Annotated in this window: 14 protein-coding genes; 13 read left to right on the top strand and 1 reads right to left on the bottom strand. The window is 71.4% G+C overall.

Annotated features, from left to right (window positions below):
- Nucleotides 1–8: 8 nt before the first annotated feature.
- A complete protein-coding gene (locus ACFYOB_RS05265; protein ID WP_388554749.1) occupies nucleotides 9–560 on the bottom strand; it encodes a beta-class carbonic anhydrase in 552 nt (183 codons plus the stop codon).
- A 341-nt stretch (nucleotides 561–901) separates the two neighbouring features.
- On the opposite strand from ACFYOB_RS05265, the gene rsmH reads away from it, so the two are divergent.
- The 13 genes from rsmH to ACFYOB_RS05200 all read left to right on the top strand — a co-directional run bounded on the left by rsmH (nucleotide 902) and on the right by ACFYOB_RS05200 (nucleotide 16,481).
- On the top strand, nucleotides 902–1,831 hold the full coding sequence (gene rsmH / locus ACFYOB_RS05260; protein ID WP_388555577.1) for a 16S rRNA (cytosine(1402)-N(4))-methyltransferase RsmH: 930 nt from the start codon (nucleotides 902–904) through the stop codon (nucleotides 1,829–1,831).
- Entirely contained in the window at nucleotides 1,828–2,334 is a 507-nt protein-coding gene (locus ACFYOB_RS05255; RefSeq protein WP_388554746.1) for a hypothetical protein, read from the top strand. Before rsmH ends, ACFYOB_RS05255 begins: the two co-directional genes overlap by 4 nt.
- Before the next feature lie 159 nt (nucleotides 2,335–2,493).
- On the top strand, nucleotides 2,494–4,515 hold the full coding sequence (locus ACFYOB_RS05250) for a peptidoglycan D,D-transpeptidase FtsI family protein (protein ID WP_388554743.1): 2,022 nt from the start codon (nucleotides 2,494–2,496) through the stop codon (nucleotides 4,513–4,515).
- Between the two features lie 46 nt (nucleotides 4,516–4,561).
- A complete protein-coding gene (locus tag ACFYOB_RS05245; protein ID WP_388554739.1) occupies nucleotides 4,562–6,256 on the top strand; it encodes a UDP-N-acetylmuramoyl-L-alanyl-D-glutamate--2,6-diaminopimelate ligase in 1,695 nt (564 codons plus the stop codon).
- Nucleotides 6,253–7,677, top strand: coding sequence for a UDP-N-acetylmuramoyl-tripeptide--D-alanyl-D-alanine ligase (gene murF, locus ACFYOB_RS05240; RefSeq protein ID WP_388554736.1), 1,425 nt, complete (start codon nucleotides 6,253–6,255; stop codon nucleotides 7,675–7,677). Before ACFYOB_RS05245 ends, murF begins: the two co-directional genes overlap by 4 nt.
- Nucleotides 7,674–8,744 carry a phospho-N-acetylmuramoyl-pentapeptide-transferase gene (mraY, locus tag ACFYOB_RS05235; protein ID WP_388554733.1) on the top strand — a complete coding sequence of 357 codons (1,071 nt, stop codon included), beginning with the start codon at nucleotides 7,674–7,676 and terminating at the stop codon, nucleotides 8,742–8,744. Before murF ends, mraY begins: the two co-directional genes overlap by 4 nt.
- A complete protein-coding gene (murD, locus tag ACFYOB_RS05230) occupies nucleotides 8,726–10,153 on the top strand; it encodes a UDP-N-acetylmuramoyl-L-alanine--D-glutamate ligase (protein WP_388554730.1) in 1,428 nt (475 codons plus the stop codon). The genes mraY and murD overlap by 19 nt, the downstream gene beginning before the upstream one ends.
- A 66-nt stretch (nucleotides 10,154–10,219) precedes the next feature.
- A complete protein-coding gene (gene ftsW, locus ACFYOB_RS05225) occupies nucleotides 10,220–11,581 on the top strand; it encodes a putative lipid II flippase FtsW (RefSeq protein ID WP_388554727.1) in 1,362 nt (453 codons plus the stop codon).
- 6 nt (nucleotides 11,582–11,587) lie between these two features.
- Nucleotides 11,588–12,682, top strand: a complete 1,095-nt coding sequence (murG, locus tag ACFYOB_RS05220; RefSeq protein ID WP_388554724.1) for an undecaprenyldiphospho-muramoylpentapeptide beta-N-acetylglucosaminyltransferase — start codon at nucleotides 11,588–11,590, stop codon at nucleotides 12,680–12,682.
- Nucleotides 12,683–12,713: 31 nt separating this feature from the next.
- Nucleotides 12,714–13,550 carry a cell division protein FtsQ/DivIB gene (locus tag ACFYOB_RS05215; protein ID WP_388554722.1) on the top strand — a complete coding sequence of 279 codons (837 nt, stop codon included), beginning with the start codon at nucleotides 12,714–12,716 and terminating at the stop codon, nucleotides 13,548–13,550.
- Between the two features lie 277 nt (nucleotides 13,551–13,827).
- Entirely contained in the window at nucleotides 13,828–15,030 is a 1,203-nt protein-coding gene (gene ftsZ, locus ACFYOB_RS05210) for a cell division protein FtsZ (RefSeq protein ID WP_388554720.1), read from the top strand.
- Nucleotides 15,027–15,758 (top strand): peptidoglycan editing factor PgeF, encoded by a 732-nt coding sequence (gene pgeF, locus ACFYOB_RS05205; protein ID WP_388554717.1) that lies wholly within the window; start codon nucleotides 15,027–15,029, stop codon nucleotides 15,756–15,758. The genes ftsZ and pgeF overlap by 4 nt, the downstream gene beginning before the upstream one ends.
- A 3-nt stretch (nucleotides 15,759–15,761) precedes the next feature.
- On the top strand, nucleotides 15,762–16,481 hold the full coding sequence (locus ACFYOB_RS05200) for a YggS family pyridoxal phosphate-dependent enzyme (RefSeq protein WP_388554714.1): 720 nt from the start codon (nucleotides 15,762–15,764) through the stop codon (nucleotides 16,479–16,481).
- Nucleotides 16,482–16,522 lie beyond the last annotated feature (41 nt).

Genomic DNA, 16,522 nt, shown 5'->3' with positions numbered 1-16,522 from the left:
TGTGTCACTCAAGAGCTGGGATCGATCTCCCGCAGGAGACCGGTGTGCACATCGAAGACGAAGCCTCGCACATCGTCCCGGTGGGGCAGGAAGGGGTTCGTCCGGACCCGCTGCATGGACTGGCGGACGTCCTGGTCGACGTCGCGGAAGGCCTCCACGGCCCAGGCGGGGCGCTGGCCGACCTCGTCCTCCAGCTCGTGCCGGAAGTCCTCGGTCAGGCTTTCGAGGCCGCAGCCGGTGTGGTGGATGAGTATCACCGCGCGGGTGCCCAGCGCCCGCTGGCTGATGGTGAGCGAGCGGATGGTGTCGTCGGTGACCACGCCGCCCGCGTTGCGGATGGTGTGGCAGTCGCCGAGCTCAAGACCGAGGGCCTTGTGCAGGTCGAGGCGGGCGTCCATGCAGGCCACGACGGCGACCTGGAGGACGGGGTGGGCGTCCATGCCGGGATCGGTGAAATCCGTGGCGTACCGCCGGTTCGCCTCGACCAGCCGGTCGGTGACGGAACGGACGCCGGAAGCCTGGGGCGCGGAGTCGGCGGGCAGGGATGCGGAAGTCTTCATGCATACGACGTTAGTGGTCACAGCTTGCGCGGGCATTGAGTGAGGAGGGACAAAGAAGGTCAACCAGCCTTGTTGTGAGCTAACCCACAGAGGTGAGACGAGGGCGGCCGTCCGGGTGATTCGCGGCTTTTGCCGGTTCACAGGGAGAGACGGGCACGGCGCGCGAGGCGATTCGTTGACCGCGGCGACCGTTGCACTAAAGTGACGCGAACCGGCCGGAGCCCGGCCCTCACCGGCCGCCCGGCCCCTTGGTAACACTCCGCGTGCGCGGCGCGGCGTATGCCGACCGCGCCGTTATCTGAGAGGGCGCTTTGACTAGCGAGTCCCGACATGTCCCGGTGATGCTCCAGCGGTGCCTGGACCTGTTGGCCCCGGCGCTGGAGAGGCCGGGGGCCGTCGTCGTCGACTGCACCCTCGGCCTCGGCGGCCACAGCGAGGCCCTGCTGACCCGGTTCCCCGAGGTCCGCCTCATCGGCCTCGACCGCGACAAGGAGGCCCTGCGGCTCTCCGGCGAGCGCCTCGCGCCCTTCGGCGACCGGGCCACCCTCGTCCACGCGATCTACGCCGACCTCGCCGAGGTCCTCGACGGACTGCGGCTCCCGGCCGTCCAGGGCATCCTCTTCGACCTGGGCGTCTCCTCCATGCAGCTGGACGAGGCCGACCGCGGGTTCGCGTACGCGCAGGACGCGCCGCTGGACATGCGCATGGACCAGACGACGGGGATCAGCGCCGCCGAGGTGCTCAACACCTACGCGCCGGGCGAGCTCGTCCGGATCCTGCGCCAGTACGGCGAGGAGAAGCAGGCCAAGCGCATCGTGTCCGCGATCGTCCGGGAGCGGGAGAAGGAGCCCTTCACCAACAGCTCCCGCCTGGTCGAACTGATCCGCGACTCCCTGCCGCAGGCCGCCAAGCGGACCGGCGGCAACCCCGCCAAGCGGACCTTCCAGGCACTGCGGATCGAGGTCAACGGCGAGCTGTCGGGGCTGGAGAAGGCCATTCCGGCGGCCGTGGACCGGATCGCGGTCGGCGGCCGGATCGCGGTGCTCTCGTACCACTCGCTGGAGGACCGCCTCGTGAAGCAGGTCTTCGCGGCGGGCGCGGCCTCCACTGCCCCGCCCGGGCTGCCGGTGGTCCCGGAGAAGTACCAGCCGAAGCTGAAGCTGCTGACACGCGGCGCGGAGCTGCCCACCGAGGAGGAGATCGCCGAGAACCGGCGGGCCGCCCCGGCGAGGTTCCGCGGGGTCGAACGCATCCGGGAGGCGCGGCTGTGACCAAGGCCGGGAAGGTCGCCACGCTGACCCGCGGGCAGGCGGCCCGCCTCGGCCGGGCACTCGGCGGCCGCCCCGTACGCCCGTCCCGCCCAGCCCGGCCGGGGTCCGGCGGGCAGGCGGCGAGGATGCCGTTCGTCCTGCTGGTCGTGGCGCTGCTCGCCGGCGGCCTGATCAGCCTGCTGCTGCTGAACTCGGCCCTGAACGAGGGCTCCTTCCAGCTCAGCAAGCTGAAGAAGGAGACGACCGCCCTCACGGACGAGGAGCAGGCGCTGCAGCGCGACGTGGACGGCTACTCGGCCCCCGAAGCGCTGCAGCGGCGGGCACAGGAGCTGGGCCTGGTCCCGGGCGGCAGCCCGGTCTTCATCGGCCCGGACGGCAAGGTCGCCGGCACCGCGGAGGCGGCCGAACCGCCGCCCTCGGCCACTCCTTCGGCCACGGCGAGCCCTGGGGGCGCCCCCCAATCCCAGCCTTCGCAGCAGCCCAACCCCAACCCAGGCAGGTGACGTCGTGACGCCGATGGCCGCGGTGCCGTTGCGCAGCCCCGCGGGGCTTTCCCCCACCCCGCCCTTCCCCCTCCCCCAGACTCCGTCCGGGAGGGACCCCCACCCGGGCCGTGCCCGGACCCGGCCCTCGAACGCGGTGCGGCCGACGGCGGCGGGCGCATGAGCCCGCAGGAGCCGCCGCGGCGGCGGGTGCCCGGGCCGGGGAGGCCCCGCGGCGGAGCCACGGCCCGCCCGGCGGCCTCGCGCCCGGCGACCCGGCGGCCCGCGACGCCCAGACGGCCCCACACCATCAGGCTCGGCAGCCCCCGCCCCCGGCTGCGCCTCGTCGGCGTCGGCCTGACCCTCGTCATGCTCGCCTTCGTCGTGCGCCTGCTCCAGGTCCAGGCCGTCGACGCCTCCGCCTTCTCCGCCGAGGCCTCCAAGAACCGCTACACCAGCGTCAAGCTGGCCGCCGAGCGCGGGGAGATCACCGACCGCAAGGGCGTGGCCCTGGCCACCAGCGTCGACGCGTACGACATCACCGCCGACCCGAAGATGTTCACCCCGCAGGACAGCAAGGCCCCCGACGCCCCCGAGCAGGCCGCGGCCCTCCTCGCCCCCATCCTCGGCAAGGACGCCAAGGAGCTCACCGGGCGGCTGAAGACCAGGAACACCCGGTACGTCGTCCTCGCCCAGCGCCAGACCCCCCAGGTCTGGAACCAGATCAAGGACCTCAAGCGGGTCTTCGCGGAGAAGGCGGCGGCCGACAAGAAGAACAACGGCCCCGGCGCCAACGTCCTCGCCGGCGTGTTCAACGAGGACAGCAGCAAGCGCGTGTACCCGGGCGGCGACCTGGCCGCCGGGATACTGGGCTACGTCAACGCCGAGGGCAAGGGCGCCGGCGGTCTGGAGTCCTCCCTCGACAAGAAGCTGTCCGGCAAGGACGGCGAGGTCACCTACGCCCAGTCCGGCGGCCGCCGGGTACCCACCGCCGGGTCCAGCGAGAAGCCCGCCGTGCCCGGCGAGGACATCGAGCTGACCATCGACCGCGACATCCAGTGGGCGGCGCAGAGCGCCATCACCGAGCAGGTCCAGAAGTCCGAGGCCGACCGCGGCTACGTCATCGTCCAGGACACCCGCACCGGCGAGGTGCTGGCCATGGCCAACGCCCCCGGCTTCGACCCCAACGACCTGACCCGGGCCCGCTCCGCCGCCATGGGCAACGCCGCACTCCAGGACGTGTACGAGCCCGGCTCCACCGCCAAGGTGATGTCGATGGCCGCCGTACTGGAGGAGAAGAAGGCCACCCCGGAGACCCACGTCGAGGTCCCCAACCGGCTGCACCGGGGCGACCGGCTGTTCAAGGACGACATCGACCACCCGACCTGGTACCTGACCCTCAACGGGGTCCTCGCCAAGTCCTCCAACATCGGCACCATCCTGGCCACCGGCCAGCTCGGTTCCACCCAGCCCGAGGCCAACAGGGTCCTGCACTCCTACCTGACCAAGTTCGGCATCGGACAGCCCACCGGCCTGAAGTACCCGGGCGAGTCCCGCGGCATCCTCGCCAGGCCCGAGGCCTGGTCCACCTCCCAGCAGTACACGATTCCTTTCGGCCAGGGCCTGTCCCTCAACGCCATGCAGGCGGCCTCCGTGTACTCGACCATCGCCAACGGCGGGGTCCGCATCGAACCCACCCTGGTCCGCGGCTCCAAGGGCCCCGACGGCCGCTTCACCCCGGCCCCGGCACCCGAACGCAGCCGCGTGGTCAGCCAGGAGACCGCCAGGACCCTCGCCGAGATGCTGGAGTCCGTGGTCGACGACCAGGAGGGCACCGGCACCAAGGCCCGCATCCCCGGCTACCGCGTCGGCGGCAAGACAGGTACCTCCAACCGGGTGGATCCGGCCACCGGCCGCTACAAGGGCTACACGGCCTCCTTCGCCGGGTTCGCGCCCGCCGACAACCCGCGCATCACCGTCTACTGCGCCATCCAGAACCCCACGAAGGGCAGCTACTTCGGCGGCCAGATCTGCGGCCCGATCTACAAGAAGGTCATGGAGTTCGCCCTGAAGACCCTCCAGATCGCCCCCACCGGGACCGCCCCCGCCGGGCTTCCCGTCACCTACGAATCCGGCCCGCAGGCCGCCCAGCCGGCCGCCCCGCAGCCGAGTACGCAGCCCAGTCCGCAGCCCGGTCAGTGACCCACAGACCGGCCTGCCCGCCAGAAACGCGTGAGGCACCATCACAGTGACAACGATCACCCCGAAATCCGGGAACCGAACGGCCACCGGCACCGAGGCCGGGCCCTCACTTCGCGGGCGGCCCGCCGCGCCCGGTACGCTCACCGCCGTGCCCCACGCTGATCAGCCCAGAACCGCCCAGAAAGACGCCCCGGCAGTGCCGCCGGGAGCGCCCCGGCCCGTGTCCGCCCGCCCGACCCCTCTGGGCGAGCTGGCCACCCTGCTGGGCGTCCCGGCGCCGGGCGCCGCGCAGATCACCGGCATCACGCACGACTCCCGTGCGGTCCGCCCCGGAGACCTGTACGCGGCGCTGGCGGGAGCCAGGACGCACGGCGCCGACTTCGCCGCCCAGGCGGCGGGCCTCGGCGCCGCCGCCGTGCTGACCGATCCCGCCGGGGCCGAGCGCGCCGCCGCGACCGGCCTGCCCGTCCTCACCGTCGCCGACCCGCGTGGCCGGATGGGCGAACTCGCCGCCACGATCTACGGCCGTCCGGGCGAGCACCTGCTCCAGATCGGTATCACCGGTACCTCCGGCAAGACCACCACGGCGTACCTCGTCGAAGGCGGACTGCGCGCGGCGGGCCGCACCACCGGACTCGTCGGCACCGTCGAGATGCGCATCGGAGACGAGCGCATCAAGTCCGAGCGGACCACCCCCGAGGCGACCGACCTCCAGGCCCTCTTCGCGGTCATGCGCGAGCGCGGGGTCGAGGCCGTCGCCATGGAGGTCTCCAGCCACGCCCTGGTGCTCGGCCGCGTCGACGGCTGCGTCTTCGACGTCGCCGTCTTCAACAACCTGAGCCCGGAGCACATGGAGTTCCACACGGGCATGGAGGACTACTTCCAGGCGAAGGCGGGGCTCTTCACCGAGCGCCGGGCCCGCCGGGGCGTGGTCAACCTCGACGACGAGTACGGCCGCCGCCTGGCCAAGGAGGCGTCGATCCCGGTCGTCACCTTCTCCGCCGCGGGCGACCCGGCCGCCGACTGGCGCGCCGAGGACGTCGTGTTCGGACCCGCGAGTTCCACCCTGACCCTGGTCGGCCCCGAAGGACAGCGCGTACGGGCGACCGCGCCGCTGCCCGGCCCGTTCAACGTCGCCAACACCGTCGCCGCGATCGTCACCCTCGCCGCCGCCGGCCTCGACCCGCAGACCGCCGCCGACGGCGTCGCCGCGGTCCCCGGGGTCCCCGGCCGGCTGGAGCGGGTCGACGCGGGACAGCCGTACCTGGCCGTCGTCGACTACGCGCACAAGACGGACGCCGTCGAATCCGTCCTGCGCGCCCTGCGCGAGGTCACCGAGGGCAAGCTGCACATCGTGCTCGGCTGCGGCGGCGACCGCGACACCACCAAGCGCGCCCCGATGGGCGCCGCGGCCGCCCGCTTCGCCGACGTGGCCGTCCTGACCTCCGACAACCCGCGCTCCGAGGACCCCCTCGCGATCCTCGCCGCGATGTTCGAAGGCGCGGTGTCCGTACCGCCCGCCGAACGCGGCGCCGTCCTCGTCGACGCCGACCGGGCCGCGGCGATCGCCGCCGCCGTCGCGCGCGCCCGGCCCGGCGACACCGTGCTGGTGGCGGGCAAGGGCCACGAGCAGGGCCAGGACACCGCGGGCGTCGTACGCCCCTTCGACGACCGCGAGGTGCTCCGCGCGGCCATCGAGACACAGCAGCGCAATGCCCGACAGGCCGAGGTGAACCAGTGATCGCCCTCTCCCTCGCCGAGATCGCCGACATCACCGGCGGGCGGCCCCACGACATACCGGATCCTTCCGTGCAGATCAGCGGTCCGGTCGTCATCGACTCCCGCCAGGTCGAGGCCGGCAGCCTGTTCGCCGCCTTCGACGGCGAGCACGTCGACGGCCACGACTACGCCGGGCGCGCCGTCGCCGCCGGAGCCGCGGCCGTCCTCGCGGCCCGGCCGGTCGGCGTACCCGCCATCGTCGTCCCCGACGTGGAGAAGGCGCTCGGCGCCCTCGCGCGGGCCGTCGTCGGGCGCCTCGGCACCGACGTGGTGGCCCTGACCGGCTCCGCCGGCAAGACCTCCACCAAGGACCTCATCGCGCAGGTGCTCCAGGCCCACGCGCCCACCGTGTGGACCCCGGGCTCCCTCAACAACGAGATCGGCCTGCCCCTCACCGCCCTGAAGGCCACCGCCGAAACCCGGCACCTGGTACTGGAGATGGGGGCCCGCGGGATCGGCCACATCGCGTACCTCACCGGCCTGACACCGCCGCGCATCGGGCTCGTCCTCAACGTCGGGACCGCCCACATCGGCGAGTTCGGCGGCCGCGAGCAGATCGCCCGGGCCAAGGGCGAACTGGTCGAGGCCCTGCCCGCGGAGAGCGAGGGCGGAGTCGCCGTCCTCAACGCCGACGACCCGCTCGTGCGCGCCATGTCCGCCCGTACGAAGGCCCGTACGGTCCTCTTCGGCGAGGCGGACGACGCCGACATCCGGGCCACCGAGGTACGGATGACCCCCGGGGGACAGCCCGCCTTCACACTCCACACACCGACCGGGTGCAGTGATGTGACCTTGCGCCTGTACGGTGAGCACCACGTGTCGAACGCGCTCGCCGCTGCCGCCGTGGCCCATGTACTGGGCATGTCCACCTCGGAGATCGCCACCGCGCTCTCCGGAGCGGGCACCTTGTCCCGGTGGCGGATGGAGGTCACCGAGCGGGCCGACGGCGTGACGATCGTCAACGACGCCTACAACGCGAACCCCGAGTCCATGCGGGCCGCCCTGCGAGCGCTGGCCGCGATGGGCGGCGCCGCCAGGGCGAACGGGGGGCGCACGTGGGCGGTGCTCGGCCCCATGGCCGAACTCGGTGACGCATCGCTGGCCGAGCACGACGCGGTGGGACGGCTTGCCGTCCGGCTCAACGTGAGCAAGCTCGTGGCAGTCGGGGGCAGGGAAGCGTCCTGGCTGCAACTGGGCGCATATAACGAGGGTTCGTGGGGTGAGGAGTCGGTGGTCGTGTCCGACGCGCAGGCGGCGGTGGACCTTTTGCGCAGTGAACTGCGCCCGGGGGACGTCGTGCTGGTGAAGGCTTCCAGGTCGATCGGCCTGGAGCGGGTCGCGCTGGCGCTCCTTGAGCGCGAGGGCGAGGTCGCCGACCGATGAGGCAGATCCTGTTCGCCGGTGTCATCGGCATGTTCCTGACCGTTGTCGGAACGCCGCTGCTGATCAAGCTGCTGGCCCGCAAGGGCTACGGCCAGTTCATCCGTGACGACGGCCCCCGCGGCCACGCCGGGAAGAAGGGCACGCCCACCATGGGCGGTATCTCCTTCATCCTGGCCACGATCATCGCGTACGCCCTGACGAAGGTGATCACCTCCAGCGAGCCCACGTTCTCGGGTCTGCTCGTCCTGTTCCTGATGGCGGGCATGGGCCTGGTCGGGTACCTGGACGACTACATCAAGATCGTCAAGCGGCGTTCGCTGGGTCTGCGGGCCAAGGCCAAGATGGCCGGACAGCTGATCGTCGGCATCGCCTTCGCGGTGCTCGCGCTCCAGTTCTCCGACTCGCGCGGGCTGACCCCGGCCTCCACCAGGCTGTCGTTCGTCACGGACTTCGGCTGGTCGATCGGCCCGGTGCTGTTCGTCGTCTGGGCGCTGTTCATGATCCTGGCGATGTCCAACGGCGTGAACCTGACCGACGGTCTGGACGGCCTGGCCACCGGCGCGGCGGTGATGGTCTTCGGCGCATACACCTTCATCGGCGTGTGGCAGTACCAGGAGTCCTGCGTGAACGCGCAGGACCTCACCAACCCGGGCGCCTGCTTCGAGGTGCGCGACCCGCTGGACCTCGCGGTCGTCGCCTCCGCCCTGATGGGCGCCTGCTTCGGCTTCCTGTGGTGGAACACCTCGCCCGCCAAGATCTTCATGGGTGACACCGGCTCGCTGGCGCTGGGCGGCGCGCTCGCCGGTCTGGCGATCTGCTCCCGCACGGAGTTCCTGATCGCCCTGCTCGGCGGCCTCTTCGTCCTCATCACCATGTCGGTCGTCATCCAGGTCGGCTCCTTCAAGCTGACCGGGAAGCGCGTCTTCCGGATGGCACCGCTGCAGCACCACTTCGAACTCAAGGGGTGGTCCGAAGTCCTTGTCGTGGTCCGCTTCTGGATCATCCAGGGCATGTGCGTGATCGTGGGTCTCGGTCTCTTCTACGCGGGATGGGCAGCCGACAAGTGACCTCCTGGCAGGGCAAGAACATCACCGTCGCCGGCCTCGGCGTGAGCGGCATCAGCGCCGCCCGCGCCCTGGCCGGCCTCGGCGCCGTCGTGACCGTCGTCGACGGCGGCGACAGCGAGGGCCACCGCGCCCGCGCCGCCGAACTCGGCGAGCTGGGGATCTCCGTACGCCTCGGCGACGCGGAAACCCTGCCCGAGGGCACCGGCCTCGTCGTCACCTCGCCCGGCTGGAAGCCCGACAGCCCGCTGTTCGCGGCCGCCGCGAAGGCCGGCGTCGACGTGGTCGGGGACGTGGAGATCGCCTGGCAGCTGCGCGGCCCCGATGCGGCCCCCTGGCTGGCGATCACCGGAACCAACGGCAAGACCACCACCACCCAGATGCTCGCGTCGATCCTGAAGTCGGCGGGACTGCGGACCGCGGCCGTCGGCAACATCGGCACGCCCATCATCGACGTGGTGCTCGGCGAGGAGACGTACGACGTGCTCGCCGTCGAACTCTCCAGCTACCAGCTGCACTGGGCGCCCTCGCTGCGCACCCACTCGGCGGCCGTCCTCAACCTGGCCCCGGACCACCTCGACTGGCACGGCTCCATGGAGGCGTACGCCGCCGACAAGGGCCGCATCTACGAGGGCAACACCGTGGCCTGCGTCTACAACGTCGCCGACCCGGCCACCGAGAAGCTGGTCGAGAACGCCGACGTCGAAGAGGGCTGCCGGGCGATCGGGTTCACCCTCGGCGCCCCCGGCCCCTCCATGCTCGGTGTCGTCGACGGCATCCTCGTCGACCGCGCCTTCGTGGAGAACCGGCAGAAGAACGCCCAGGAGCTCGCGCACGTCTCGGACGTCAACCCGCCCGCCCCGCACAACATCGCCAACGCGCTCGCCGCGGCAGCCCTGGCCCGCGCCTTCGGCGTCCCGCCGCGCGCGGTCCGCGACGGGCTGCGCGACTTCCGCCCCGACGCCCACCGGGTCGCGCACGTGGAGGCGGTGCACGGGGTCACGTACATCGACGACTCCAAGGCCACCAACACGCACGCGGCCGAGGCCTCCCTGGCCGCCTTCGAGCCGGTCGTCTGGATCGCCGGGGGCCTCGCCAAGGGCGCGACCTTCGACGAACTGGTCCGGAAGTCGGCGAAGCGGCTGCGCGGCGTGGTGCTGATCGGCGCCGACCGGGCGCTGATCGCCGACGCGCTGGCGCGACACGCCCCCGAGGTCCCGGTCGTCGACCTCGCCCGGACCGACACTGGGGCGATGCTCGCAGCGGTCCGGGAAGCGGCCCGGCTCGCCGAGCCCGGCGACACGGTCCTGCTGGCACCTGCCTGCGCCTCGATGGACATGTTCGCGAACTACAACAAGCGTGGGGACGCGTTCGCGGACGCGGTGCGCGAACTGGCCGCCGAGAGATCCTAGGTCGACCAGGCCGACGGGTCCTCCGGCCGACCGCTCGCCTCGTACGAGTGGAGGGGAAGATCACAGATGCCGGCGAAGCAGATGCTGCCGGGGCGGCGGCCGTCCGCCGTCAAGGCGCAGGGCCGCAAGCGCCCCGCGGCGAGTGTGCGGCGGCCCGCCGGGCGCGGGCCGCTGTCCGGTCTGCGGCGTACGCAAGCGCACTTGCGCAAGGCCTGGGACCGCCCGCTCACGGCGTATTACCTGATCTTCGGCAGCTCGCTGCTCATCACCGTGCTCGGCCTGGTGATGGTCTACTCGGCCTCCATGATCAAGGCGCTCCAGCTCGGCCTGGGTGACGCGTACTTCTTCAAGAAGCAGTTCGTGGCGGCCCTGATCGGGACCGGACTGATGCTGGTCGCCTCGCGGATGCCGGTCAAACTGCACCGGGCGCTGTCCTATCCGGTGCTCGCCGGCACCCTGTTCCTGATGGTCCTGGTCCAGGTCCCCGGGATAGGGGTCTCGATCAACGGCAACCAGAATTGGATCTCCCTTGGCGGTCCGTTCATGTTGCAGCCCAGTGAGTTCGGCAAACTGGCCCTGATCCTGTGGGGCGCCGACCTGTTGGCGCGCAAGGGCGACAAGGGGCTGCTCAGCCAGTGGAAGCACCTGCTGGTGCCGCTGGTCCCGGTGGCCTTCCTGCTGCTCGGGCTGATCATGCTGGGCGGTGACATGGGCACCGCGATGATCCTCGGTGCCGTTCTGTTCGGCCTGCTCTGGCTGGCGGGCGCGCCGACACGGCTGTTCGTCGCGGTGCTGGCGTTCACTGGTGTGATCGTCGCACTGCTCATCAAGACGAGCCCGCACCGGATGGACCGGCTGGAGTGCCTCGGTGCGACAGATCCGGGCAAGAACGACCTTTGCTGGCAGGCCGTCCACGGGATCTACGCCCTCGCTTCGGGCGGATGGTTCGGTTCCGGTCTGGGGGCCAGTGTGGAAAAATGGGGACAACTACCCGAAGCCCATACGGACTTCATCTTCGCCATCACCGGGGAGGAACTGGGTCTGGCGGGGACGCTGTCGGTGCTCGCCCTGTTCGCGGCTCTAGGCTATGCGGGTATCCGCGTGGCCGGACGCACGGAGGACTCCTTCGTACGGTTTGCCGCGGGAGGCGTGACCACCTGGATCACGGCCCAGGCCGTGATCAACATCGGTGCGGTGCTCGGCCTGCTGCCGATCGCCGGTGTCCCGCTCCCGCTGTTCTCCTACGGAGGGTCGGCCCTGCTGCCGACCATGTTCGCGGTCGGACTGCTCATCGCCTTCGCGCGTGAGGAGCCGGCGGCGCGCGCGGCCCTCGCGATGCGGCAGCCGAAGACCGGCTGGAGGCGGACCGGGGTGAGATGGAAGTCGATGAGACGGCGCGTCAAGAAGCGTCCGTCCGGAGAGCGGTGAATTTCGGTGCATGTCGTACTCGCCGGTGGGGGGACCGCCGGCCACATCGAGCCGGCGCTCGCCCTCGCGGACGCCCTGCGCAGGCAGGACCCTTCAGTGGGCATCACCGCCCTCGGCACCGAGCGCGGACTTGAGACCCGCCTCGTGCCGGAACGCGGTTACGAGCTGGGCCTGATCCCCGCAGTGCCACTGCCGCGCAAGCCCACTCCGGAACTGATCACCGTCCCCGGGCGGCTGCGCGGCACGATCAAGGCCGCCGAGGAGATCCTGCTGCGCACCAAGGCCGACTGCGTCGTCGGCTTCGGCGGCTACGTGGCCCTGCCCGGCTACCTCGCGGCCAAGCGGCTCGGGGTGCCGATCATCGTCCACGAGGCCAACGCCAGGCCCGGACTGGCCAACAAGATCGGTTCCCGGTACGCGCACGCCGTCGCGGTCTCCACGCCCGACAGCAAGCTGCGCGGCGCCCGCTACGTGGGCATCCCGCTGCGCCGCTCCATCTCGACCCTCGACCGGGCCGCGGTCCGCCCGGAGGCGCGCGCCGCCTTCGGCCTGGACCCCAACCTGCCGACGCTGCTGGTCTCCGGCGGCTCGCAGGGCGCCCGCCGCCTCAACGAGACGATCCAGCAGGTCGCTCCGACCCTCCAGCGCTCCGGGATCCAGATCCTGCACGCCGTCGGGCCGAAGAACGAACTGCCGCGTGTCGACAACATGCCCGGGATGCCGCCGTATGTGCCGGTACCGTACGTGGACCGGATGGATCTCGCGTACGCCGCCGCCGACATGATGCTGTGCCGCGCGGGCGCGATGACCGTCGCCGAACTGTCCGCCGTCGGGCTCCCCGCCGCCTACGTCCCGCTGCCGATCGGCAACGGCGAACAGCGGCTCAACGCCCAGCCGGTGGTCAAGGCCGGTGGCGGCCTGCTCGTGGACGACGCGGAACTGACGCCCGAGTGGGTGCTCGGCCAGGTCCTCCCGGTGCTGTCCGACCCGCACCGTCTGTACGAGATGTCCCGGGCCGCAGGTGAGTTCGGCCGCCGGGACGCCGACGACCTGCTGGTCGCAATGGTGTACGAGGCGATCGCGGCCCACCGGTCCCGCTGAGGCGGGCAGCACAGACGCAGGAGGCGCAGGAGTGGCCGGAGCGACGACGGCACAGCGTGGGAACCAGGGCTCCGGCCCGTCCGCCCGCAAGGGCAGCGGCTCTCCCAAGCCGCCCAAACCCCCGAAGTCGTCGAAGGGATCCGGCCCTCAGGGCCCCGGCAGGCGCCTGCGCCGGGGCCCTGCGCTCGCCTCGCTGGCAGCCGTGGTGCTCCTCGCCGCGGGCGGCACCTGGGCGCTCTACGGCTCCTCCTGGCTCCGCGTCGAGAAGGTCACCGCGACCGGCATCGAGGTGCTCACCCCCGAGCAGGTGCTGGCCGCGGCGGCCGTCCCGGTCGGCGCCCCCCTGGCGAGCGTCGACACGGACGAGATCGAGGGCCGCGTCCGCGGCCGCCTGCCCCGCATCGATTCGGTCGATGTGGTGCGGGCCTGGCCGCACGGGATCGGGCTGAAAGTGACGGAACGCAAACCCGTCCTGCTCATCAAAAAGGACGCCAACTTCGTAGAAGTGGACGCTTCGGGTGTGCGGTTCGACACGGTTGCGAAAGCACCAGCGGGCGTTCCGGTCCTCGAATTGAACGCGAAGCAGTCCCCGAGCGCCCGCCGCTTCGACGAGGAGCGGCTGCTGCACGAGGCCGTACTCGTCGCCGGCTCCCTCCCGGAACCGGTCGCCAAGGAGACGCTGCAGGTCAAGGTTGGTTCGTACGATTCGGTGGTGCTGGAGCTGACCCGGGGCCGGACCGTGGCGTGGGGGAGCGGCGAACAGAACGACGCCAAGGGGCGGGCGCTGACCGCTTTGCTGAAAGCCGCGCCCAAGTCCGGTCACTTCGACGTGAGCGTCCCCACCGCCCCTGCGGTGTCCGGGAGTTGACGCCCGGTCCAACAGCGGAGCACCCTGGTTGGCCAGCGATACGGGTGATCACATAGGGTGAAAAGAAAAACGGGAGGTTCGGCGTGTTCGTTGAACACGCGCTACTTGTCGACTTAGTGTCCTGTTCGGAAGAGTCCAAGGAACAGACATACCCCTAACCCTAAACTTCAGGGTGAGGGTTCGGGTCGGCGCGTTCGGACCGTCCCCATTTCGGCATCAGTCGTCGCAACGCAGGCCGCGAGGCGACGACACGTAATCGAGGCGAGAGGCCTTCGACGTGGCAGCACCGCAGAACTACCTCGCAGTCATCAAGGTCATCGGTGTCGGCGGCGGTGGTGTCAATGCCATCAACCGAATGATCGAGGTCGGTCTCAAGGGCGTCGAGTTCATCGCCATCAACACGGACGCCCAGGCGCTGTTGATGAGCGACGCCGACGTCAAGCTCGACGTCGGCCGTGAACTCACCCGGGGCCTCGGCGCCGGCGCCAATCCGGCCGTCGGTCGCAAGGCGGCAGAGGACCACCGCGAGGAGATCGAGGAGGTCCTCAAGGGGGCCGACATGGTCTTCGTCACCGCCGGTGAGGGCGGCGGCACCGGCACCGGCGGCGCACCCGTGGTCGCCAACATCGCGCGCTCGCTCGGCGCCCTGACGATCGGTGTGGTCACCCGGCCGTTCACCTTCGAGGGCCGGCGCCGCGCGAACCAGGCGGAGGACGGCATCGCCGAGCTCCGCGAAGAGGTCGACACCCTCATCGTCATCCCCAACGACCGGCTGCTGTCCATCTCGGACCGCCAGGTCAGCGTGCTCGACGCCTTCAAGTCGGCCGACCAGGTCCTGCTCTCGGGCGTCCAGGGCATCACCGACCTCATCACCACCCCGGGTCTGATCAACCTCGACTTCGCCGACGTCAAGTCCGTGATGTCCGAGGCGGGCTCGGCCCTGATGGGCATCGGCTCGGCCCGCGGCGACGACCGCGCGGTGGCCGCGGCCGAGATGGCGATCTCCTCGCCGCTGCTGGAGGCGTCCATCGACGGCGCCCGCGGCGTGCTGCTCTCCATCTCCGGTGGCTCGGACCTCGGTCTCTTCGAGATCAACGAGGCCGCGCAGCTGGTGAGCGAGGCCGCGCACCCCGAGGCGAACATCATCTTCGGCGCCGTCATCGACGACGCGCTCGGCGACGAGGTACGGGTCACCGTCATCGCCGCCGGCTTCGACGGCGGACAGCCCCCGGCCCGCCGGGACAACGTCATCGGCGCCGCGTCCACGAAGCGCGAGGAGCCGGCCCCGGCGCCGGTCCGCGCGGCCGAGCCGGTCCGCCCGGCCTTCGGCGGCCTGGGTACGGTCACCCCCCGCGAGGACCCCCCGGCCCCGGTGGAGGTTCCTGTCGAGGCCCAGGCCTCCGCGCCGCAGGTCCCGACGGCCCGGCCGTACCAGGACAGCCCGGCCGAGGAACTGGATGTCCCGGACTTCTTGAAGTGACACCGGAGCAGCACCACGTGGGCGGCGCCCACTTCGCCTTCACCGACCGGTGGGGCGGGGTGAGCGCCGTTCCGTACGAAGAGCTCAACCTCGGCGGCGCGGTCGGAGACGACCCGGCCGCCGTTCTCGCGAACCGGGCGCGCGCGGCCCGGTCCCTGGGACTCGATCCGGACCTGGTGGTCTGGATGAACCAGGTGCACGGCCGGGACGTGGCGGTGGTCCACGGTCCTTGGAACGCGGAGGCCGGGATCCCCTCGGTGGACGCGGTGGTGACCGCCCGTCGGGGCCTGGCCCTCGCCGTGCTCACCGCGGACTGCACGCCGGTCCTGCTGGCCGACCCCGTCGCCGGGGTCGCGGGCGCCGCCCACGCGGGCCGGCCCGGCCTGGTCGCGGGGGTGGTCCCCGCCGCGGTCGAGGCGATGGTCGCCCTCGGGGCCGAGCCGGGGCGGATCGTCGCCCGTACCGGACCGGCCGTCTGCGGGCGGTGCTACGAGGTGCCCGCCGAGATGCGGGACGCGGTATCCGAAGTGGTTCCGGCCGCCCGGGCCGAGACGAGCTGGGGGACACCGGCTGTCGACGTGGTCGCCGGGGTGCACGCCCAGCTCGCGGAGGCGGGGGTGACCGGAAGTCTCCGGTCGGCGGTCTGCACACTGGAGTCGCGGGACCACTTCTCGTACCGCCGCGACCGGGTGACCGGGCGGCTTGCCGGATATGTCTGGTTGGAATAGGAAATGACGGACCGTAAGTCGGAACTCGCGGAGAACCTGGAGCGGGTGGAGGAACGCATCGCGTCCGCCTGCGCGGCCGCGGGACGCGAGCGGGAATCGGTGACGCTCATCGTGGTCACCAAGACCTATCCCGCGAGCGACGTACGACTGCTGGCGGAGCTGGGCGTCCGTCATGTTGCGGAGAATCGCGACCAGGATGCGGCCCCCAAGGCGGCGGCCTGCGCGGATCTGCCACTCAGCTGGCACTTCGTCGGCCAGTTGCAGACGAACAAAGTCCGTTCCGTGGCGGGATACGCGCATGTCGTGCAGTCCGTCGACCGTCCGAAGCTCGTGACCGCCCTCTCTGCGGCCGCTTCGAGCGCCGGCCGGGAAATCGGCTGCCTCGTGCAGATCGCCCTCGATGCCGAGTCGGGCGAGCGGGGGGCCCGGGGCGGGGCGGCGCCGGAGCAGCTCGCGGAGTTGGCGGACCTCGTCGCGGGGGCGCCGGGACTGCGGATCGACGGCCTCATGACCGTCGCCCCGCTGTCCGGTCCGTACGCGGGACGCGAACAGGCCGCTTTCGAGCGGCTGGTGGAATTGTCATCCCGCCTGCGCGCGGACCATCCGGCTGCCACGATGGTGTCGGCCGGGATGAGCGCGGATCTGGAACAGGCCGTTGCGGCCGGTGCGACACATGTACGCGTCGGCACTGCGGTACTCGGCGCGAGACCCCGGCTCGGGTAACGTCGCCAAGAAAGTCGGACCACAGCAGAAAATATGGTCAT

The sequence above is a fragment of the Streptomyces sp. NPDC006463 genome, assembly GCF_042870715.1.
In the GTDB taxonomy this organism is placed as follows: Bacteria; Actinomycetota; Actinomycetes; order Streptomycetales; family Streptomycetaceae; genus Streptomyces.
The sequence above is the reverse complement of the archived record's forward strand: the minus strand, read 5'-3'. Positions and strand labels throughout refer to the sequence as shown.